Annotated in this window: 16 protein-coding genes and 2 pseudogenes; 13 read left to right on the forward strand and 5 right to left on the reverse strand. The window is 63.5% G+C overall.

The window, feature by feature from the left end; all coding sequences use genetic code 11:
* The first annotated feature begins 4 nt into the window (after positions 1-4).
* The 9 genes and pseudogenes from QZ656_RS08770 to QZ656_RS08810 all read left to right on the forward strand — a co-directional run bounded on the left by QZ656_RS08770 (position 5) and on the right by QZ656_RS08810 (position 10,128).
* A pseudogene (locus QZ656_RS08770) lies at positions 5-912 on the forward strand (site-specific integrase).
* Entirely contained in the window at positions 909-2,015 is a 1,107-nt protein-coding gene (locus tag QZ656_RS08775) for a transposase (protein WP_291991620.1), read from the forward strand. The pseudogene QZ656_RS08770 and the gene QZ656_RS08775 overlap by 4 nt, the downstream one beginning before the upstream one ends.
* A 452-nt stretch (positions 2,016-2,467) precedes the next feature.
* Positions 2,468-3,688 (forward strand): IS110 family transposase, encoded by a 1,221-nt coding sequence (locus QZ656_RS08780; protein ID WP_291991569.1) that lies wholly within the window; start codon positions 2,468-2,470, stop codon positions 3,686-3,688.
* A gap of 256 nt (positions 3,689-3,944) precedes the next feature.
* Positions 3,945-4,622, forward strand: coding sequence for a type I restriction endonuclease (locus tag QZ656_RS08785; RefSeq protein ID WP_291993028.1), 678 nt, complete (start codon positions 3,945-3,947; stop codon positions 4,620-4,622).
* A 95-nt stretch (positions 4,623-4,717) separates the two neighbouring features.
* On the forward strand, positions 4,718-5,251 hold the full coding sequence (locus QZ656_RS08790; RefSeq protein ID WP_291991888.1) for a DUF6431 domain-containing protein: 534 nt from the start codon (positions 4,718-4,720) through the stop codon (positions 5,249-5,251).
* 129 nt (positions 5,252-5,380) lie between these two features.
* Positions 5,381-6,709, forward strand: coding sequence for a DDE-type integrase/transposase/recombinase (locus QZ656_RS08795; protein ID WP_291993029.1), 1,329 nt, complete (start codon positions 5,381-5,383; stop codon positions 6,707-6,709).
* Position 6,710: 1 nt separating this feature from the next.
* Positions 6,711-7,506 (forward strand): annotated as a pseudogene (locus QZ656_RS08800) (ATP-binding protein).
* A complete protein-coding gene (locus tag QZ656_RS08805) occupies positions 7,503-7,703 on the forward strand; it encodes a hypothetical protein (protein ID WP_291991885.1) in 201 nt (66 codons plus the stop codon). Before QZ656_RS08800 ends, QZ656_RS08805 begins: the two are co-directional and overlap by 4 nt.
* A gap of 172 nt (positions 7,704-7,875) precedes the next feature.
* On the forward strand, positions 7,876-10,128 hold the full coding sequence (locus QZ656_RS08810; RefSeq protein ID WP_291993030.1) for a DEAD/DEAH box helicase family protein: 2,253 nt from the start codon (positions 7,876-7,878) through the stop codon (positions 10,126-10,128).
* Positions 10,129-10,397: 269 nt separating this feature from the next.
* Here QZ656_RS08810 and QZ656_RS08815 read toward each other — a convergent pair whose 3' ends face one another.
* From QZ656_RS08815 to QZ656_RS08835, 5 genes are all read right to left on the reverse strand, one after another.
* A complete protein-coding gene (locus QZ656_RS08815) occupies positions 10,398-12,551 on the reverse strand; it encodes a helix-turn-helix domain-containing protein (protein ID WP_291991531.1) in 2,154 nt (717 codons plus the stop codon).
* A 401-nt stretch (positions 12,552-12,952) separates the two neighbouring features.
* A complete protein-coding gene (gene istB, locus QZ656_RS08820; protein WP_291993031.1) occupies positions 12,953-13,774 on the reverse strand; it encodes an IS21-like element helper ATPase IstB in 822 nt (273 codons plus the stop codon).
* A complete protein-coding gene (gene istA, locus QZ656_RS08825) occupies positions 13,767-15,194 on the reverse strand; it encodes an IS21 family transposase (protein ID WP_291993032.1) in 1,428 nt (475 codons plus the stop codon). The genes istB and istA overlap by 8 nt, the downstream gene beginning before the upstream one ends.
* Positions 15,100-16,095 carry a ParB/RepB/Spo0J family partition protein gene (locus QZ656_RS08830; RefSeq protein WP_291993033.1) on the reverse strand — a complete coding sequence of 332 codons (996 nt, stop codon included), beginning with the start codon at positions 16,093-16,095 and terminating at the stop codon, positions 15,100-15,102. Before QZ656_RS08830 ends, istA begins: the two co-directional genes overlap by 95 nt.
* An 86-nt stretch (positions 16,096-16,181) precedes the next feature.
* Positions 16,182-16,613 carry a hypothetical protein gene (locus QZ656_RS08835; RefSeq protein WP_291993034.1) on the reverse strand — a complete coding sequence of 144 codons (432 nt, stop codon included), beginning with the start codon at positions 16,611-16,613 and terminating at the stop codon, positions 16,182-16,184.
* A gap of 368 nt (positions 16,614-16,981) precedes the next feature.
* Between QZ656_RS08835 and QZ656_RS08840 the strand changes: the two genes are divergently transcribed.
* From QZ656_RS08840 to QZ656_RS08855, 4 genes are all read left to right on the forward strand, one after another.
* Entirely contained in the window at positions 16,982-17,146 is a 165-nt protein-coding gene (locus QZ656_RS08840) for a hypothetical protein (protein WP_291993035.1), read from the forward strand.
* A gap of 243 nt (positions 17,147-17,389) precedes the next feature.
* Positions 17,390-18,573 (forward strand): IS3 family transposase gene (locus QZ656_RS08845; RefSeq protein ID WP_291993036.1). Its coding sequence is split into 2 segments (ribosomal slippage): positions 17,390-17,657 and positions 17,657-18,573, totalling 1,185 coding nucleotides; the frame shifts between segments, so codons are not numbered across the junction.
* Between the two features lie 170 nt (positions 18,574-18,743).
* A complete protein-coding gene (locus tag QZ656_RS08850) occupies positions 18,744-19,289 on the forward strand; it encodes a hypothetical protein (protein ID WP_291993037.1) in 546 nt (181 codons plus the stop codon).
* Positions 19,286-19,852: a hypothetical protein gene (locus tag QZ656_RS08855; protein WP_291993038.1), complete on the forward strand. Its 567-nt coding sequence runs from the start codon at positions 19,286-19,288 to the stop codon at positions 19,850-19,852. The genes QZ656_RS08850 and QZ656_RS08855 overlap by 4 nt, the downstream gene beginning before the upstream one ends.
* Positions 19,853-19,862 lie beyond the last annotated feature (10 nt).

A 19,862-nucleotide genomic window follows, 5' to 3' on the forward strand; every position in this document is an offset into this window, starting at 1 on the left:
AGAGATGTCCGCTGTCGCAACGACGATTTTTGACACGAACTACGAGCTGCACCAGAAGCACCTGAAGCTCAAGGGCTTGCAGCCGAAGACGATCGACGCGTATTCGCGCGCCGTCCGCCGGGTGGGAGATTACTTCGCTCATCAGATCGACGATCTGAGCGAGGCCGACCTGTTGGATTACTTCGCCGACCTGCGTGAGACGCACTCCTGGAGTTCGCTCAAGCTCGATCTGTACGGGCTCAAGTTTTACTACGAGCACGTGCTGAAGAAACCCTGGGTGGCGCCCGGTCTGATCAAGCCGCCGCGCTCGCTGCGCCTGCCGGACATCGTCACGGTCGAGGAGACCGAGCGGATTTTTCTGGCCACGCAGGTGCTCAGTTACCGCGTTTTCTTCTTCACCCTCTACAGTCTCGGCCTGCGCCTGGGCGAAGGCTTACGGCTGACGGTCGCCGACATCGACGGCGCGCGCGGGCGGGTGCATATCCGCGATGCCAAGGGCAACAAGGATCGCCTGGTGCCGCTGCCGACGGCCACCTACCGACTCCTGCGTTGTTTCTGGCAGCGCCACCGTAATCCCGTTCTGCTGTTTCCCAATCGCCGCGGCGGCTTGCCAGGTGCGAGCAGCGCCAGGACACCGCTCAATCGCAGCGGCGTTCAGAAGGCACTGCGGGCGGTGGTCGAATCCTGCGGGCTAAAAAAAACATTTCGCCGCACAGTTTGCGTCACGCCTATGCCACGCACCTGATCGAGGCGGGCGTCGAGCTCACCGAGGTGCAGAGCATTCTCGGCCATCACTCGATTCTCACGACGGTTCGCTACACCCATCTGACGGATCAAACCCGGCATCACGCCATCGACCGCATCAACGCGCTGATGGACCGCTTTTGTCTGAGCAAGGGGACGCCGCGATGATCCGCCTCGGCTCTGTCATTGCCGAATTCGAAGCGGACTTCATGACGCAATTTCGCCACCGCCTGAGCTTCGATCAGCTTCGGGCACTCTCGGCGATGCGCGATTGCCGCGGCCCGGCCAGCCCGATGATGCAGCTCCAGTGCGAAGGCTGCGATCAGCAAAAACTCGTTCCGCATTCCTGCGGCCATCGCCTTTGCCCGCACTGCCAGCACCACGAGAGCCAGCAATGGCTGGAACGTCAGATAGAGCGCCTCGTCCCGGCCGACTACTTTCTGCTGACCTTCACGCTGCCGGCCGAATTGCGCGGGCTCGCTGCGGCGCACGCCGACGTCGTCTTCGATGGCTTGATGCGCTGTGCCTGGGAAACGGTGCACCGCTTCAGTCAGAACGACCGGCAGTTGCAGGGCACGCCCGGCGCCATCGCGGTCCTGCACACGCACTCGCGTCGGCTCGACTTCCACCCGCATGTCCATCTCGTCGTCCCCGCGGCAGCGATCGATGCCGCGAAGCAGCGCTGGCGACGCAAGCGGCGCGGCAAGAACGGCACCTACCTGTTCAACGAGAAGGCGATGGCCAAGGTCTTCCGGGCCAAAATGCTGGCGGCGATCGAGGCGGCCGGCATTTGCCTGCCGGCGTCCTATCCGCGGGAATGGGTAGCGCACTGCAAATCGGTGGGCAGCGGCGAGAAGGCCCTGATCTACCTCGGTCGTTACCTCTACCGCGGCGTCATCCGTGAACAGGACATCCTCGCTTGTAAGGATGGGCGGGTGAGCTTCCGCTACCGCAACGCACAAACCGGCAAGTCGGAAAAGCGCTCGCTAGCCGGCGCCGATTTCCTCTGGCTGATCCTCCAGCACGTGCTACCCAAGGGCTTTCGCCGCGCCCGCAATTTCGGCTTCCTGCACGCCAACTGCAAGCGCCTGATCAGTTTGCTGCACCGCTTGCTGAAGTTCGATCCCAGCCGCTTCACGCCGCCGCGCAAGGAGCGGCCAGCGATGCTTTGCCCGTGCTGTGGCTCCGTGATGTCAATTGTCCGGACGCGTATTCGATCAACATCGCCCGCCTTCGTCGCTGCTCCACCGCTCGTCGCGATCGCTGCCTGATCGTGTAAGCCGCCTTCACAGCGCTGTCCGGCCGCCTTTGGGACTTCAGTTTCCCCAAGCTGAGTGACGGGGTCGCCCGGAGTTCAGTGGCCGGGACGCCAAAACGGCCGGATTTGCGCGATCTTCGCTGACGGTGCCGCAGCGCGCGGCGACGGCCCGCTCCCCGCCCTTCGGCATTCATGCCTGCGGGGTAAATCCAAAAAAGATATTTGCAGAGGGCGCGCCCAGCGCTCCGGCCCGGGCTCGTCCAACAAACGGATCAGATCGTGGCTTCGCACGATCTATCCTTATTCGTTGGACCCCGATGCCTAACGTGACCCGCTGAACCGACTCGTACCCCGGATTGCCTCGTAGAGAGCGCACGGTAAAAAGGCCGCAGGGGCAACCCTGCAGGTTGTTTCGGTCAAGCGCCGTTCCCACCCGTTCGTGACTTTACGGGAAAGGAGTAACGGATGGAACTGGCGAAACTGTACAAGCGTGTCGTCGGGCTGGACGTTCATCAGGCGAAGATCACGGCCTGTGCGATCACGGAAGATGAGGCCGGCCAGACGAGTGTCGAGTTGGCCGAGTTTGGTGGTTTCAAGCGTGACCGCCAGGCGATGGCGCAATGGGTGGCCGCTCACGGCGCCGAGATGGTCGTCATGGAGAGCACCGGCATCTACTGGAAGAGTCCGCATGCGGCGCTGGAACAGGTCGGCATCGTCGCGACGGTCGTCAATGCGCGGCACGTGAAGACCGTACCTGGCCGCAAGACGGACTGGGCGGATGCGCAGTGGCTGGCGATGCTGGCGCGAGCCGGCATGCTACGCGCGTCCTTTGTGCCGCCGGCACAGTTTCGGGCTTTGCGCCACGTCGGGCGACAACGCCAGCAGCTGGTCGGCATCCTTTCGAGCGAGAAGAACCGCGTGCACAAGATCCTCTCCGACGGCGGCATTCGTTTGTCGGTGGTGGTGAGCGACATCCACGGCGTCGCCGGGCGGGCGATGGTCAAGGCGCTGATCGCCGAGCACTCTCCCGCCGAGGTGTTGATGCTCGCCGGCAACCGTCTCAAGGCCGACCGTACGGAACTGCTCGACGCGCTCGACGGCGAACTCACCGCCGACCACCGCTTCGTGCTGCATGAATTGATCGCGCACGTCGAGGAGCTCGAACGCCGTATCGATCGTTTCGACCAGTATCTGCTCGATCAACTGACACCCTACCGAAGCACGCTGGCATTGATGCAGACCATCCCCGGCATCGACGCCGTCGGTGCCGCCTTGCTGCTGGTCGAGATCGGTAATGACATGAGCGCCTTCGGCTCGGTTGATCGACTGGCCTCATGGGTGGGCATTTGTCCTGGCAACAACGAGTCCGCCGGCAAGCGAAAGACCGGACGGATACGAAAAGGTAACCCCTGGGTCCGACGCCTGCTTTGCCAGTTCGCGCACGCGGCCAGTCGGACGCGATGTGCTTTCAAGTCCAAGTTCGAGGCGCTTCGCTTGCGACGAGGGCATAAGCGCGCCATCGTCGCCATCGCCCACAAGATTCTCAAAACGGTCTTCCTGTTGATCAGCCGACAGACGCACTACCGGGACTCGGCAACCGACTTCGAAGCCCTATCTGTTGCACGCAACGCCCCTCGCTGGTTGAAGATGCTCAAGAAGCACGGTTTTATCCCCGCTGCCGCCTGAGCTACTCTTCCCGCCTGTTGCTCTCAATGGCATCAAGTGCCAGAGATTCGCTCGCCTTCAGGAGGGTGTTCTTTCACGGTAAACTGATGCGCTATGTGCCGATCTGGGCTGCCCCTGAACGGCGCATCGGTACTTGACGGGTACTTGATGGCGAAGGGTGGAATACATCGATCAAGGAAAGTAGTTGCCATTGTTTCAATGGCTTATGTTCAGATTCGGTACTTGATGGGTAGTTGATGGAAAGGGGTGCAGCGGCATGACCACCGACACCAGCGAGAAAGGCCTCGAAACACTGATCATGCGACACATGACCGGCACCGACGGCCTTGCCGCGCTCCCGAACAGCGTCGCCGAACGGCCTCCGCCCTATGGTGGCAGCGGCTACACCGCCGGCTGCGCCCGCGACTACGACCGCGCGCACGCGCTCGACGCGCCGCAGCTCTTCGCTTTCCTGCGCATCACCCAGCCGAGAACGCTCGAACGGCTGGCGATAGGCGACGCCAATGACGCCATGGACATCAACCGCCTGAAGTTCCTCAAGCGTCTGTCCGGCGAGATCGGCAAGCGCGGCGTCATCGACGTGCTGCGCAAGGGAATCGAGCACCATCCAGCCGGCCACTTCGACCTCTTCTACGGTACGCCGTCGCTGGGCAATGCCAGGGCTGAGGCGTTGCACGCCGAGAATCGTTTCTCGATCACCCGCCAGCTCGCCTACAGCATGGATGAGGCGCGCCGCGCGCTCGACCTGGGGCTGTTCATCAACGGCCTGCCGATCGCGACCTTCGAGCTGAAAAACAGCCTCACCAGGCAAACCGTTGCGGACGCCGTCCAGCAGTACAGGCGCGACCGCGACTGTTACGTCCGCCGCTCTCCAGGAACTGACGGCGTGAGATATCCCGTGGACGGCGAGGGCGAAAGAAGGCGGCCTGCCTGAAGGATGTTGGGACGAAGTGAACGAAAGAAGGGCCGGGACAACTCTGCTATCGTGGGAAGTTATCAAGACAAACCACACCGCAAAGCGCCCAGCCCATGCAGCGAATTGTAGCCGGCATCGAGACGATCGAGCAGCATCTTGAGGCCATCAAGCAAACCCCCGAAGCGTATCGACCGCCGTGCTGCCCGCATTGCGGCCTGAAGATTCTCTGGCAGCACGGGCACTACGAGCGCAAGGCCGACCGGCGAGCCGGGCAGGATTCACTCAATCCGGTGCCGATCTGCCGCTACTGTTGCTCTGGATGTCGGCGCACGTGTTCGCGTCTGCCGGCGTGCATCGCGCCGCGCCGCTGGTATGACTGGTCAGTGCAGCAAGCGGTCCTGGCACAGCGGCTGAGCGGTGCGCCCGATCGCCCCGGCGCACCCGGCGCGGCGCCCGAGCGGCGCACCGCCGGTCGCTGGTGGGCCTGGCTCCAGGAGCGCCGCCTGCTGTTCGAGTTTCACCTGCGTGCTCGCTTTGCCGACCTCGGGCGGACGGTCGACGGCAGCGCTTTCTGGCGCCGGGTGTTCGAATCGATCGGCCTGGCACAGGCCATGACCTGGCTTGATCGGGAGATCAGCGTCCCGTGATGAACTGATTCCGAACGAGCGGCAGACGGTGAGGTCCCCGCCCGGGCGGGGACCCCACACAGTTTGCTCCTGTCATTAGAACGGCCGTTCTGGTTTGATCACCGCTCCGATTTATCACCAGGAGTGGTTATGAACCCGATTGATCCGAAAGCCCTGTTTCGCCTGTCCGTTCTCGGTCCCCTGATCAGCCGCGAGCGGCTGGAACGTGGCGAACTGCAACAGCTCCTCCGGGAGCTGGCCAGCCGCGAGTACGCCATCCCCGGCAGCCGTCGGCGCTATCTGAGCGAGAAGACGATTCAGGCGTGGTACTACGCCTGGCGCCTCCACCAGCTTGATGGCCTGACGCCCAAGGCGCGCGCCGACCGCGGGCAATCGAAGCTCCCGGCCGCCACCCAGGCGGCCATTCTCGCCGCCAAGCGCGACAACCCGCGGCGCTCGCTGTGCCAGATTCGACAATTGCTCGAAGCCACCGGCACCGTTGCCCGAGGCCGCCTGGCCCGGTCGACCATTCACCGTCTGCTGCAGCAGCACGGCCTGTCACGGATCAGCGGCTCGGCCAGTCTGCCCGAGGAGAAACGCAGCTTCGTCGCCGCGACAGCGGGGGCGATCTGGTATGGCGACGTGATGCACGGCCCACGCGTGCCGATCGACGGCAAACTCGCCAAGAGCTATCTCGTGTCGCTCTTCGACGACGCCTCCCGGCTACTCACGCACAGCGCCTTCTGCCCCGGAGAAACCGCCCTGGACATCGAGGGCGTGCTCAAGCAGGCGGTGCTCAAACGCGGCATTCCGCTCAAGCTGGTGGTCGATAACGGCGCCGCCTACCGCGCCGAGACGCTGCAAGGGATCTGCGCCCGGCTCGGCATCCATCTGATTCACTGTCGGCCGTACGCGCCCGAGGGTAAAGGGAAGTTGGAGCGCTGGCACCGCCGCTGCCGCGATCAGTTTCTCAGCGAACTCGATGAGCGCCATATCGCCAGCCTGGACGATCTCAATGCTCGCCTGTGGGCCTGGCTTGAACAGGTCTATCACCGCAGCCCGCACGCCGGTCTCGCCGGCATGACGCCGTTGGCGCGTTACCAGCAGGACCTGTCCAGGATTCGTCCGTTGGGGCCGTTGGCGGCAAGCCTCGATGCCCTGTTCCAGCATCGCGTCACGCGACTGGTCAGGAAGGATGGCACGGTATCGTATCAGGGACAACGCTTCGAGGTGCCCTTTGAACTGTCGGGCAAAACGGTGTCTCTGGTGGTCGATCCGCATACCGAGACGGTGATCGGCGTCGAGGACGAGAAAGGGGAATCGATCGGTGCGGCGACGCCACTCGATGCGCTGGCCAATGCCACGCGCCAACGACGCCAGCCTGACCCAGCGGACGCTAGCCCGCCCCAGAAAGGGGCGAGCGGCCCGAATCTGATCGAGCAGATCTATCAGCAGTACTACGACCCCGAAGGAGAGTGAGGTGGACCTTCAACACTTTGGTTTGCGGCATCCGCCGCTGGGCAAGCAAGCGGCCGAGCTGTGGGATGACGGTACGCTGGGACAGTTGGCCGAGCGCTTTGCGTGGTTGTTGCACTCGCCCGGGGTCGGCCTGATCACCGGCGAACCCGGGGTGGGCAAGACGGCGGCCTTGCGCCAATTGACCCGTGGCCTGAATCCGCATCGTTATCAGGTGATCTATCAGGCCGGAGACGGACTTTGGTCGGCTGGATATCTATCGCGGTCTGGCACGGGCGCTGGGCGTCGAGCCGGGGTATCGGCGGGCGCAGCTGTGGCGCGATCTGAAGGAGCGGATTCTGCAGTTGGTCGATAGCCGTCAGCTGATGCCGGTGTGGATCATCGATGAGGCGCAGAATCTGCCGCCGGAGTTCTTTCGGGATTTGCCGGCCTTCCTCAACTTCGCCTTCGATACGCGCGATGTGATGGCGGTCTGGTTGATCGGTCATCCAACACTGGCGCAAACGCTGGAGCGGGCGCCTTATGCGGCGCTGGCGGGGCGGATTCAGGTGCGCGTGCAGCTCAAGCCGGTGCTCGAACGCGAGCGCTTCGCGCTGCTGATCCAGCACAGCCTGAAGAGTGCCGGTTGTACCAGTACGCTGCTCAGCGATTCAGGCCTGGAGATCTTGCGCCAAGCGAGCAAGGGCTTGCCGCGGCATGCCGGGCGAATTCTGCGCACGGCGATGCGCCTGGCGGTGCCGCGTGGTTTGAATCATTTGCCGGACGATCTGTTGCAGTTGGCGATCGAGGAATTGCGATGAAGCGCCGCTCTGCCGAGCCGCTATTCCCCGACGGCCTCTCCGATGAAAGCGTGGCCGCGCTCAGCCACTTCCTTCACCAACTCGCCGTCGCTTGCGAAAGCCGCTATGCCGTACAGCTACGCCGCTACCACCAGCGGCAGATGAATCTGTACGACCCCGAAGAGCCTTGGCGGTTGCCGCTGCTGCCGCCTCGGTAGGGCCTTCATCCCACGTTGCCGCCGGGATCACTCTTCCGGTTGCAGCATGGGACTCGGCCATCGTTTCAACCTCGAAAAGCTTGGGCCGAGGAGTCTGGATTAGGGCCGGACGTAACACCGCGACCCGCGCGAGCGGCTGTTCGAGTTCGGCCGCTGCGCGGTGCACTTCGCGGTGGACGATAGCGAAGGGCGGATGTGCACCCACCTGAAAGGCAAAGGCTCGTGGTTCCTGCCTTTCAACAAGGGTGACCAGGACGGCGCCGGCAACCCGCCCAACCGCTGCGGCCTCAAGACGGACTATCTCTGGAAGGAAGTGCTGACGCCGGCAGGGCTGACCAATATCCTCGAGAACTACGCGCAGATCGTCGAGGAGAAAGACCCGCGCACCGGCAGGAAAAAGCGCGCGCAGATCTGGCCGCCCTACCACCAGCTCGGCGTCGTGCGGCAGGCACTGGCGCACGTGCGTGCGCATGGCGTCGGCAAGCGCTACCTGATCCAGCACTCGGCGGGCAGCGGCAAATCGAACTCGATCGCCTGGCTGGCGCACCAGCTCATCGGCTTGAAACGCGACAGCGCTCAGGCCAATGGCGAGATCTTCGATTCGGTCATCGTGGTCACCGACCGGCGCCTGCTCGACCAGCAAATTCAAACCACCCTCAAGCAGTTCATGCAGGTGGGCGCGACCGTGGGCCACGCGGAGCGCTCCGGCGACCTGCGCAAGTTCATTCAGGAGGGGAAGAAAATCATCGTCTCGACGGTGCAGAAATTCCCGTTCATCCTCGACGAAATCGCCGTCGAGGGCGGCAGGACTTTCGCCATCGTCATCGACGAGGCGCACTCGAGCCAGGGCGGCAAGACATCGGCGGCAATGAGCGAGGCGCTCGGCGGTGCGGCGAAGGGTGATGACGACGGCCCCGATCCCCAGGATACGGTGAACGAAGCGCTCGAAAGGCGCATGGCAGCGCGCAAGATGCTGAGGAATGCCAGCTACTTCGCCTTCACCGCGACACCCAATAACAAGACGCTGGAGATGTTTGGCGAACCGCTGCCGCCCGACGCCACGGGCAAGATCAAGCACCGGCCCTTCCACGGCTACACCATGAAGCAGGCGATCGAGGAGGGCTTCATCCTCGACGTGCTCAAGGCCTACACTCCGGTAGACAGCTACTACAAGCTGGTCAAGAAAACCGAGGACGACCCGGAGTTCGACACCAGGAAGGCACAGAAGAAACTGCGCCGGTACGTGGAAAGCCACGACCACGCGATCCGGCTCAAGGCCGAGATCATGGTGGATCACTTCCACGAGCAGGTCATGGCGGCTGGAAAGATCGGCGGGCAGGCGCGCGCGATGGTGATCAGCAGCGGTATCGAGCGGGCCATCCAGTATTTCCACGCCTTCAAGAGCTATCTGCTGGAGCGCAAGAGCCCGTACCAGGCGATTGTCGCCTTCTCGGGAGAGTACGAGTACCGGGACATCAAGGTGAGCGAGGCGTCGCTCAATGGCTTCCCAGGTGGTGACATCGCCGGAAAGATTCAGACGGACCCCTACCGCTTCCTGATCTGTGCCGACAAGTTTCAGACTGGCTACGACGAGCCGCTCTTGCACACGATGTACGTCGACAAGCCGCTTTCGGGGATCAAGGCCGTGCAGACCCTCTCGCGCCTGAACCGCGCGCACCCGCAGAAGCACGACTGCTTCGTGCTCGACTTCCAGAACAACAGCGAGGCGATCACCTTCGCCTTCCAGGACTACTACTGCACGACGCTGCTGGCCGATGAGACCGACCCCAACAAGCTGCACGACCTGAAGGCCGTACTGGATGCTGCGCAGGTGTATTCGCCCGATCAGGTGCAGCAGGTGGTGGAGCTGTTCCTCGGCGGTGCGGACCGCGACCAGCTCGACCCGATCCTCGATTCCTGCAAGACCGTCTACGTCAACAAGCTCGACGAGGACGGGCAGGTGGAGTTCAAGGGAAAGGCCAAGGTGTTTTGTCGCACCTACAGTTTCCTCTCGTCGGTGATTCCATACAGCAACGCGGACTGGGAGAAGCTCTCAATCTTTCTTGACCTGCTGACGCCCAAGCTGCCGGCGCCACACGATGAAGACCTCGCCAAGGGCATCCTCGAAGCCATCGACATGGACAGCTACCGTGTCGAGAAGAAGGCTGCGATGAAGATCGCGCTGGCGGCCGACGACGCAGAGATCGATCCTCTCCGGCCCGACGACTGGGGTGGTGGCAGGGGCCAGCCAGATCTCGACCGATTGAGCAATATCCTGAAGAGCTTCAACGAGCAGTTTGGCACCCTGTTTACCGACACCGACCGTGTCGCCAGGCGCATCCGCGATGACATCGCACCGCAGGTCGCTGCGGACAAGGCTTATCAGAACGCGAAGGAGAACACCCTCGACGCTCACGAAACCTGACCCTTTTTCGCTCACTAGAACGGATCCAGGAGATGCGCAGGAGTCGGCCATCTGCGCGATGCCGGCTGTGATCGAATGAGGTTTTGTGGCGGCGCGGCGGCGCGGCGACACGCTCCGTCCGACGGGGATTTTTTTGACGGTAAATGGATGCGCTTGGCGCGTGCGGCAGGGAGGCCTCGGAGCTGGGTCAAGGGCAGGCTGCGGCTTTTTGCAGCCTGGCGAAGCCTCCCTTCAGATTTCCTGATCTCGGAGGAAACCGGGTTGGCACTTCAGACAAGAGTGAAGGTCATTCTTGCCCCGGTTTCCGGATGCGGAAAATCTTGCAGGGTGAGTTCCTCGAGGAGCGCGGCGATAGCGCGATCATGAGCTGGGCTGGCCATCCGGTGAATTTTGATGGTCAGGGTGTTGGCTAGCGCGTTCGGTTCGATGTCAGCGGAAGAAACGAACAATTCGCGAATGAGCGCACGTGCGTCGTCCTCCTTCTTCAAGTGGCGGCGCAATAGCGCCACCATGGCGGTCTCGGCCCGGTAGGCGACCATTTTCACGGTATCGCAGAGCATCTTGTTCAGCGGCGGCAGTTGGGTCGGTCGCTCGGCCTCGGGCAGACTGTCGATCGTCACCTTTCGGGGGCTTGCCTTGCGCGCCGCGCAAAGTCGCTTGAGCTCCTCCTGAACGGCCTGCAGTGCTTCGACAGACTCGGCGTTTTTCTGGATTTCGCCGCCGTCGTTCAAGGCCGTCCTGGCGATTGCGGCCTGCAGTTTTCTTTCGCTCTGGCGGGTTTGCCTGACGGCCTTGTCGAGTTCCCGCCAGCGGGGGTTAACGACCTGGTGAGTGCCGGGAAGAGATTCGTCTCCGTACTCGATAAGCCCATCAATATCATAATGTTCCATCATGTACGCGAAGTAGTTTTCCTGGCACCAACGGGCGAACATCCGCCCAGCGATGGTGGTGTTTCCGAGTTGCCGGGCGGTCGTGATCACGGCTGTTTGATGTCCCGTCTGGGTCAGCCGACGAACTTCGCTCACGGCCAGGCTGCCATCGCCTGTGCCGAGTCGGGTTTCGCGCATGGCGAGTTTCATCCCGGTGCTGCCGCCTGCCGGCAGATGGACTTCCTGTTCCTGAAACACCTCTTCGGACCAGAGGTCCTTGACGTTCTTGCGGTAGGTCAGTGCGCCGATGCGCTGTTTCCAGAGTCTGCCGAGGAGACTCTGGGTGGCCCCTTCCCGATCGAAGACCATGACAAACCGGTGCAGGGTCGGGTCGGCGTCCAGTTCGGCCGGCGTCGGCTGTCCCGGGACAATCTCCAGCAGTTGCGGGACGATGTCCTTGAGCAGGGTCTCGGCGAGTCCGTCATTGAGCGGCTGCGAAACCACAAAGAACGGGCGACCCAGGGCATCGTTAACCCAGTAGTCGGTGGTGCCCCGCAGGCACAGGCGTTCGCGCGAGACGTAGCGCTTCGACAGCCTGGCCTGCTCGCCGTGATACACCCGAACATGACCATCGACATACAGGTAACCCGCTTCTTCTGGCTCGCTTTCCATCCAGAGCTTCGCGAGATCCCGCATCCAGGCTGCCGGGTCACCCGTCTTGGCCAGCAGATGGACCTTTTCCCGCAGGGTGCGGACTTCCGGTACCCGGTCCAGGCCGATGACTTTGCCGAGTTCTCCGGGCGAGGTTTGTCGCAGATGTTCCGGCCGCTTGATTCGCCCCAGGGCCATGAAGCCGAGGACGAGAAGGATGTGCAAGGCGCTGTAGAATCCCCGGGGCAGCTTGAGATGGCGATCCAGGCCGGTCAGTAGCCCGTTCGCGCACAAGGCCGGCAAGCCGGCCAACAGCCCCCCCATCGCCACATCGTGGCTCGCTTCGAAGCGCGTCGTCGCACCGGTCGCCAATCCCAGCGCCGTTTGGATCCGCTCGTCGGCGCGCGTGCAGGCGGTGCCCATCCCCGCGGCGGCTTCCGCATCCGCCCGGCTGCGCTCACTCTTGGTGCTCGCCGCTTCCAACTCCCCTGCCTCTTGCGGCAAGGCGGCCAACTGCGGCACGCCCTGGCGCCGGATCGCCTTGCGCAGCGTCGACTCCTGGACGCCCACCTGCCGTGCCACTTCGGCAGGACGCTTTCCCTCGCTCAACAGCCGCGCGCATTCGGCACTCTTGTCCGGCGTCATGATCCGCGGCCGGCTCGCCGCCGCCGGTCGAAAGAAAGACGATGGCCCGGCTTTGCGGCTTTGTCCCACCCAGTTCATCAGCGTGCGGTGCGGGATGCACAGCGGTGGCCTTTCCAGTTCGACCGCCTTGACGTGCCCGTTCTCCATCAGGCTGGTCAGAGCGAACCTGCGGCCAGCGTCGTCTCCTACGGGGTGCGAGAAGTAATTGTCTCCCCCAACAAAGTAGATCGCTTGGCCATCCTTCTCCAGAATGGCCAACCCTTCTCCCACTTTCTGCGCACCATCCGGAAACCCTGGAAGCCACGATTGCCTCAACGTCTGCTCCTCCTTGCACTCCTAGCGAAGCTTGGTTTATGCCATAAGAAAATCATGGCCGTCAAAATAAAGTGCCACGTGCAATTCCGGAATTCTACCTACATTCCCGGCCGGGATCAGGAAATCTGCCCTTGACGCAGCGGAGGGGCGCGAGACTGAGGGGTGGCAGTAAGCGCGGCAGTATCGGGCTTACTGCCCTGGAGACGGGTGTTTGCGTGGATCGAATTCGCGCCGATCGCCGTTTCAGCTACTGATTATGGTGACCCTCCCGGCGGCGGTCAGGGCGCGAGCGGGCGAGCAGCTCAGCCGCCGGCGAGCGATCCAGTGCACACGCCGCCGCGCCTTCAGGACGCCGCGGACTCGTTCGTTGGGGCGATGCTCCTCGACGCCGAGCCTTTCGCCGCCGCTACCGAGGCCGCCGTCGCGATCGTCGGGGCGCTTCCTGGCTCGCTGCGCAGAGAAGGTCCGCTCAAGCGCAGGATGATGCAACGATGCTGAAGTCGGTCGAGCAGCGCATCGACGAGCGGCTTCCTCTGAAACAGCTCGTACCAGTCGGGCAGATCGAGATTCGTCGTGATCAGCGTTGACAGCCCCAGGCTATAGCGCTGATCCATCAGGCGGAAGAAGGCGTTGACCTGTTCCGGCTTCAGGTTGAGGTAGCCCAGTTCATCGATGGCGATCAGCGGCATGCGGCACAACTGGTTGAGCAGGCCCACCGTCGAGCGATCGGCAAGCGAGGCATACAAGGCGTCGAGCAAAGCCTGCGCGTTGAAGAAGCGTGCGCGATAACCGTTCAGACACGCTTCACGGAGCAATCCCAGCGCGATCCCGGACTTGCCGGTCCCCGGCGGACCGATCAACAACACGTTCTCGCCCCGGCGCAGGAATTCCAGTCCGGCCAGCGTCATCACCTGCGCCTTGTTCACGCTCGGCTGCCGCGCAAACGGAAACGACTGCAAGGTCCACGGCCAAGGCAAATGCGCCTGGCTCAGGCGATAAGCCAGACTCTTCTCACGTCGGGCCGCGTCTTCCGCGCCGAGCAGACGGAAGAGCACCTCCGGAACCGGCGTCCCCTGGCGCTCGGCCAAATCGAGTTCCGCATCGAGCACCGCCGCCATCCCCGACCAGCGCATCTGCCCAAGCAAAGCCTTCAGACGCTCACGCATCATCACCTCCATCGTCGAGATTGAAGAAATCCCCCGCCACCTGCTGCAGGATCATGTGCTCCAGGCGACCCATGTCGAACAGACCGAACTGCAGCGCCTGTGCCACGGCTGCCAGCAAAGGCTCCTTCGGATAGGTCCGCTTGAAGTCCAGCAAGCGGCGCAGCGGTCGCACCCCCCGGCCATGCGCCTGCCGGACCAGCGCGGCGACATACGCATCGAGCAGCGGGTCGTGCCCCTGCAACAATGTCGCCTCGCGAGGCGGCGTGCGCGGCCGCGGCTGCGGGGTCGGGTGATGCCCGGGGAGCTTCTGCTTCGTATCGCGCACGCCAAGCAGGCGGGCATGCACGGCGAGCAGTTGCTCACCCCGGCAGACCCTGACCTCGGTGGCATACAGATAGACGCTCAGCGCCTTGCCCACCCAGCGCTCGGGCACCGAATAGCGATTCGTCTCAAGCGACACGAAGCCCTGCAGATCGACCACCCGCTCGACGACTTGATAGACCGGCGGCAGCACCGCCGGCAGCGGCTGCAGGCAAGGCCTCTCGACGGCGTAGGCGGCGCTTGGCGCCACCCCCAGAGCGCGCTTCGGTTTGGCATTGGCGACGTTCTCGCACCAGGCCAGCACCTGCGCGTTCAGGTCGGCGAAATCGCGAAACGTCCGGCCGGCCAGGAAATTGCCTTCGATCCAGGAAAAAGGTCTTTCAATCCTCCCCTTGCGATCGGGTTTGTTCACCGCGTGCGCGCGGAAAGCGAAGCCCAGCGTACGTGCCAGGGCGACCATCTCGGGCGCAAACACGGCCTCGTCGCCGGCCCCGGCGACGACGATCACGCTGGTATTGTCGATGACGCAGGTCGGGCAGCTGCCGGCCATGAAACGGACGGCTTCGAGCAGGAACTGCTTGGCTTCGAAACGCGTGAAACGCGGAAAGTACTGAACGAAGAGCCGCCGCGAATACGCCAGGATCAGTGAGGCGCATTGCGCCGTCAGCGGCTTGCCGGCCAGGATCACGCGATGTGGCGAGGTATCGTGTTGCATCTCCTGACCAGGGGCGAAGTAATATTCGCCGGCGCGTTTCGGCGGCGTGCGCAGATCGGCATCGCGGATCCAGCGGGTCAGCGTGCTGTAGCCCGGACGAAGGTCCAGCTCCGCGGCCAGCATCTCCTGGATCCGCACCCCATTGCCGCGCGCGCGCTCGAAGGCCGAGACCAGCCAAAGCCGAACCGGCGCTGGGCACGCGACAGGCGCCGGGCACGCGGCTGGCCGAGCGCCCTCTGCGGTATCGGGCGGGGAAGCCGCCGGATACCGCAGGATACGGCGAACGGTGTTACGCGAGAGCTTCAAGAGCCGGCTGATCTCGCGCAGCGCCAGACCTTGCTGATGCAATGTCAGCACGGCTTGATGAATTTCGGGCGATTTCATCGGGGCATACCTTCCTCAGGTGGCACTGAAGAGACGCCAGCGCCAATTGCAAAGCGCCGACCGCGGTGGTGACGGCGGGCGGCAGCTCCGCTGGCGAGGGCGCCAGGGCGAACAACCGCCGAGCCAGACGGGCGCCCACCGCGTCGAGAATGCGGATGTCGGCCAGGACTTCGCCTTCCGGACCCTCGCGCAGGCTCTCGGCGCTCTTCTCGTCGGCTTTGGCGGTCAGCGAATTGAGCAACAGCTGTGGGGCCTCGACCATCCGCTCGCGCACCGTCCGGGAAGCGCCTTGATACTGCGCGAACCAGGTCGCCAGCTGGCGGGTCGTCAGCGGCGTCGTGTGCAAACTCTCCAGTAGCTGTTCGGCGTGGGCGCTGTTGGCGCGCGCCAACGGGCCGAGAATCCGCACCGCCGCCCAGGTCGAGACCTTTCCCTGGCGTACCGCCGTCAACACCGCATCCGAGAGGACCGTCACGAGTTGCAGGCGGCGACTGACCCAGCTCACGTCGCGGCCGCAGCGGCGGGCGATTTCATGCTGGCTCAGGGGGCCGCTGGCGATCAGTTCGCGCAGCAGCAGCGCTTCTTCGATCGGCGCAAACGCGCGGCTGCGGGTTCGTGCCAACACGCCCAGCAGGCCTTGCACCGGATCGCCGTCCCAGCATTCGACCTCGGCCGTATCCCGGCCGAGTTGCCGCAACGCGGCGACGCGTCGATAGCCGTCGAGCAGGATCGCCGAGTTGCCCTCGCCGGCGACCGCGATGCACGGGACGAGCTGGCCATTGACCGCGATCGATTGGGCCAGACGCGTGATCGCCGCCGTATCCAGCACGCGAAGATCGGCGTAGCGCAACTCCAGGCGGTGCAAATCCAGAGTCTGAGCCGTAGCGGCCGTGTGATCCATGCGCTTGACCTCCTATGGCATCCAGCCTAGCGAGGCGACCGCCGCAAGGCGATCGAGTCCTCTCTTTGCAAGCCGCGGCAGGGGCCTCAGGGCGAGGCGCAAGCGGCTGAAATAACGGTGATTTCAACCATCCACGCGTTCTTCTTTGCAAGCGACGCGTCCACTACCCGCGATAGGCGATAAGTGCCTGAGGAAAAGCCTGTTTCAGCCATTGACGCGTCCATCTTTGCAACGCCGGCCGGGGCGGGCGCGCGTTCCCGCTGCCGAGCCCGATTGCGTGCGACGTACTCCGGATGCTGCTCTCGATACGCCCGCCAGTAGTCGGGGTGACGCTCCGCCCAGGCCTTCTGCGCACGCTTCTGGTTATCGCGATAGTCGGGATCGTTCTGGCGCTTGGCCGCCTGCCAACGCCGTCGCCGTTCGCGCTGGCAGGCGGCGGCCGAACAGAAGCATTGGTCGGGGTTCTGCGGACGCGGCCGGAACGGCTGGTGACACGCCTCGCACTGTCGGAATTCCATGACGGTTTCTCCCCACACGACGTCGTGCGGGAAGAATGGGCCCGTGCCGGGCTTCCTGTCGCGGAGCCGGAGAGCTGGCGAGGCTTGATCGCAACCTGGCGGCGGGCGGACTCGGCGAACGCGACGAGCTTGGCGAAGGGGCTTGACCGCGCAATCAGAAGGTCGGGCAGCCGGAGCGACGCGCGCTGCCGCGTTGCCAACGGGCGATGCCTGCCGAACCAAGCTTGGGGAGTTACGAAGTTCGCTTTCCGGGAACCACTACGGGCCTCAACACGGGCTCAATGGGTCACGCTTGATGGGTCAGCTTTGGTGAGCAAAGGCGGGTCAGTTCCGGGGAGCGTCAAGGGAACACGCCTCACACCGCACGCATGGCGCACGACCAGGCGCTGGCCAAGGCTATGCAGCACCTACTGAAAGACGACACGCAGGTCTACAAGCAGTTTGTCGAGAATGAGTCGTTCAAGCGTTTCGTGGGCGATATGGTGTTCACGATGACCAATCAGGGTGGGGGAATGCCTTCTTCCAGGCTTTAGAGAGATTGCGATCAATTGCCCTGGATCGAGCAGCCCGTCAGGGGCGCTACCTTGGCTTTGGGATCGATCAAGCTTGGGGCGGTCTGAAAGCGCCAGCGTAAGGTGGCAGTCCGGGAAAGGGGAGCAAGAGCGTACGCACGCGCTTGGAACGGGGGGGGGCGGTACGGCGAAGCAGGAGGTGACGTGGTCTAATTTCCCTGGACACCTCGATAGGTGGATGATCCACCCTAAGAGGAGCAATTGATGAGCCAACAACGCAAGACCTTCGACCCGAGCTTCAAGCTGCAGGTCGTTCAACTGATCAAAGAGCAAGGCCTGAGTGTGGCGCAAGTCTGCCGCGACATGAGTCTTGGCGAGACGGCCGTCCGCCGCTGGCTGAGGCAGTTTTCGGCCGAGCAATCCGGCCAGGCTGGCATCGGCAAGCCGCTGACGGCCGAGCAGCAGCGCATACGCCAATTAGAAGGGGAGGTTCGGCAACTGCGTCAGGACAACGACCTACTAAAAAAAGCGTCGGCCTTCTTTGCCCGAGAACTGCGATGAGCCACCGGCTCATCGATCAGTTGGCAGAGAAGGCCACCACCGGTGTCGCGCCGCTGTGCCGCCTCCTCGGCGTCAGTCGCTCGGGGTACTACGCCGCCGCAGCACGGGCCAGAAAGACCACCAGCGTTTGCGCGGCAACGGTTCATCTGAAGACGCTTTTTACGGCCTCTGGACGAAGCTATGGCAGCCGGCGCTTGCAGCAGGCCATGGTTCAAGAAGGGCGGCCCATCGGCCGGCACCGTGTTCGAACGCTGATGCGAATCAACGGCCTACGGCCTGTCTGGAAACGCAAGTTCATCCACACCACCGATAGCCGCCATACCCTGCCGATCGCCGACAACCTGCTCAACCGGCAGTTCGAACCGGCCACGGCGAATGTCGCCTGGGTCTCGGATATCACCTACATCCGCACGGCTAGCGGCTGGTTGTACCTGGCCGTCGTGATGGACCTGTTCTCGCGCAAGATCGTGGGCTGGGCGATGGCCCCAAACATGCTTGCCGAACTGGTCTGCGCGGCCTTGCAGATGGCCATTACCCAGCGGCAACCGCCGGCGGGTTTGCTGGTGCATTCCGATCGCGGCAGCCAGTACGCCAGCGACGCCCACCGTAGCTTGCTTGCCCGGCACCATTTGCAAGCCAGCATGAGCCGCAAGGCCAACTGCTGGGACAACGCCGTCATGGAGCGCTTCTTCCTGAATCTCAAGATGGAGCGCGTCTGGCCGAACAACTATGCCAACCATGCCGAGGCCACTCGCGATGTGACCGACTACATCGTCGGCTTCTACAACAGCACCCGCCTGCACTCGAAACTCGGTTACCTGCCGCCGAATGTCTATGAACACCAAATGGCAGAAAAACAACCTATCGAGGTGTCCGAAATTACTTGACCACGACAAGGCCCCGGTATTCGCCGACCGGTGTCCCGTTCTCTCCAAGCACCTCCTTCTCCGGGCAGATCGAGGTCGAGGCCGCCTGAGTCACACCTTGCCGCCGTTGCCAATCCTTCCTCCAACGCCTATATTCGCTATTCGCGAATAGCGAATGAAGGAGTCACACGGTGCCGCGCCCAAAATCAAATCCACAAGTCGTATTGCGCCCGCAAGACCTGGTGGTATTGCTGCGTTTGGCGCTGGAGCGCGGCCCGGCACCCACCTATGCGGCCCTGGCGGCCGAGCTGGGTATGACGGCGTCCGAGATTCACGCTGCTGTGGATCGGGCCGTCGCTGCGCAGCTTGCGCACAAGGGTACGAGCGGCAAGGCGACGGTGATCCTTGCCGCGTTGCGCCTGTTTGTCCAGTACGGGGCGCGGTACTGTTTTCCGGCGGTTCGGGGCAGCCTGACGCGCGGTCTGCCGACCGGCTATGCGGCGGCGCCGCTCAAAGATTTGATCGTCGCGGGCGCCGACCCGGCTCCGGTGTGGCCGCAGAAGAACGGCACGGTGCGCGGCATCGCCTTTTATCCGCTCTATCCGAGCGTGCCGGAGACGGCTGAACGCAACCCGGCGCTGTATGGCTTGCTGGCGCTGTTTGATGCGGTGCGCGGCGGCAGCGCCCGCGAACGCGCATTGGCGATTGACCTGCTGGAAAAGCGCTTGCAGCCATGAACGCCAACGATCCCAATGTGGCCTTGCTGGAAGCCGTCGCCGAACGTCTGGGCGATGCCTTGCGCGAGGAGATGGTCTTCGTCGGTGGCGCGGTAGCCGGACTACTGATCACCGACCCGGCGATGCCGTCGATCCGGTCCACCGAAGACGTGGACCTGGTCTGCCAGGCGTTGATGCTGGCCGACTACCATCGGGTCGAGACGCTATTGCGCGCCCGCGGCTTTGTGCAGGACATGCGTCCGGAGGCGCCAATCTGCCGTTGGCTGGTGGGGCCGGTGGTGGTGGATGTGATGCCGACGCTGGAAAAGATTCTCGGCTTTGCGAACCGCTGGTATCTGCTGGCGCTGACCACCGCGCTGCCCGTCGCGTTGCCCAGCGGTCGCCTGATACGCCTGATCGCCGCGCCGGTGTTTCTGGCCACCAAACTGGAAGCGTTTGACGGACGTGGCAATGGAGACTTCCTGTTCAGCCACGATCTCGGCGACCTGCTGGCGGTAGTTGATGGCCGCGATACGCTGCTGGAAGAGTGCCGCAGCAGCCGTAAGTATTCGGCCAACCCGTAGCGCGCCAGCG

It is taken from the genome of Candidatus Accumulibacter sp. ACC003, from assembly GCF_907163085.1.
Lineage (GTDB): Bacteria > Pseudomonadota > Gammaproteobacteria > Burkholderiales > Rhodocyclaceae > Accumulibacter.

Coding starts and splice junctions, on each gene's coding strand:
- QZ656_RS08790 (WP_291991888.1), top strand. CDS start 4,718: ATGCAGCGAATTGTAGCCGGCATCGAGACGATCGAGCAGCATCTTGAG.
- QZ656_RS08805 (WP_291991885.1), top strand. CDS start 7,503: ATGAAGCGCCGCTCTGCCGAGCCGCTATTCCCCGACGGCCTCTCCGAT.
- istB (WP_291993031.1), bottom strand. CDS start 13,774: ATGCGTGAGCGTCTGAAGGCTTTGCTTGGGCAGATGCGCTGGTCGGGG.
- QZ656_RS08775 (WP_291991620.1), top strand. CDS start 909: ATGATCCGCCTCGGCTCTGTCATTGCCGAATTCGAAGCGGACTTCATG.
- QZ656_RS08795 (WP_291993029.1), top strand. CDS start 5,381: ATGAACCCGATTGATCCGAAAGCCCTGTTTCGCCTGTCCGTTCTCGGT.
- QZ656_RS08830 (WP_291993033.1), bottom strand. CDS start 16,095: ATGGATCACACGGCCGCTACGGCTCAGACTCTGGATTTGCACCGCCTG.
- QZ656_RS08855 (WP_291993038.1), top strand. CDS start 19,286: ATGAACGCCAACGATCCCAATGTGGCCTTGCTGGAAGCCGTCGCCGAA.
- QZ656_RS08780 (WP_291991569.1), top strand. CDS start 2,468: ATGGAACTGGCGAAACTGTACAAGCGTGTCGTCGGGCTGGACGTTCAT.
- QZ656_RS08785 (WP_291993028.1), top strand. CDS start 3,945: ATGACCACCGACACCAGCGAGAAAGGCCTCGAAACACTGATCATGCGA.
- QZ656_RS08835 (WP_291993034.1), bottom strand. CDS start 16,613: ATGGAATTCCGACAGTGCGAGGCGTGTCACCAGCCGTTCCGGCCGCGT.
- istA (WP_291993032.1), bottom strand. CDS start 15,194: ATGAAATCGCCCGAAATTCATCAAGCCGTGCTGACATTGCATCAGCAA.
- QZ656_RS08840 (WP_291993035.1), top strand. CDS start 16,982: ATGGCGCACGACCAGGCGCTGGCCAAGGCTATGCAGCACCTACTGAAA.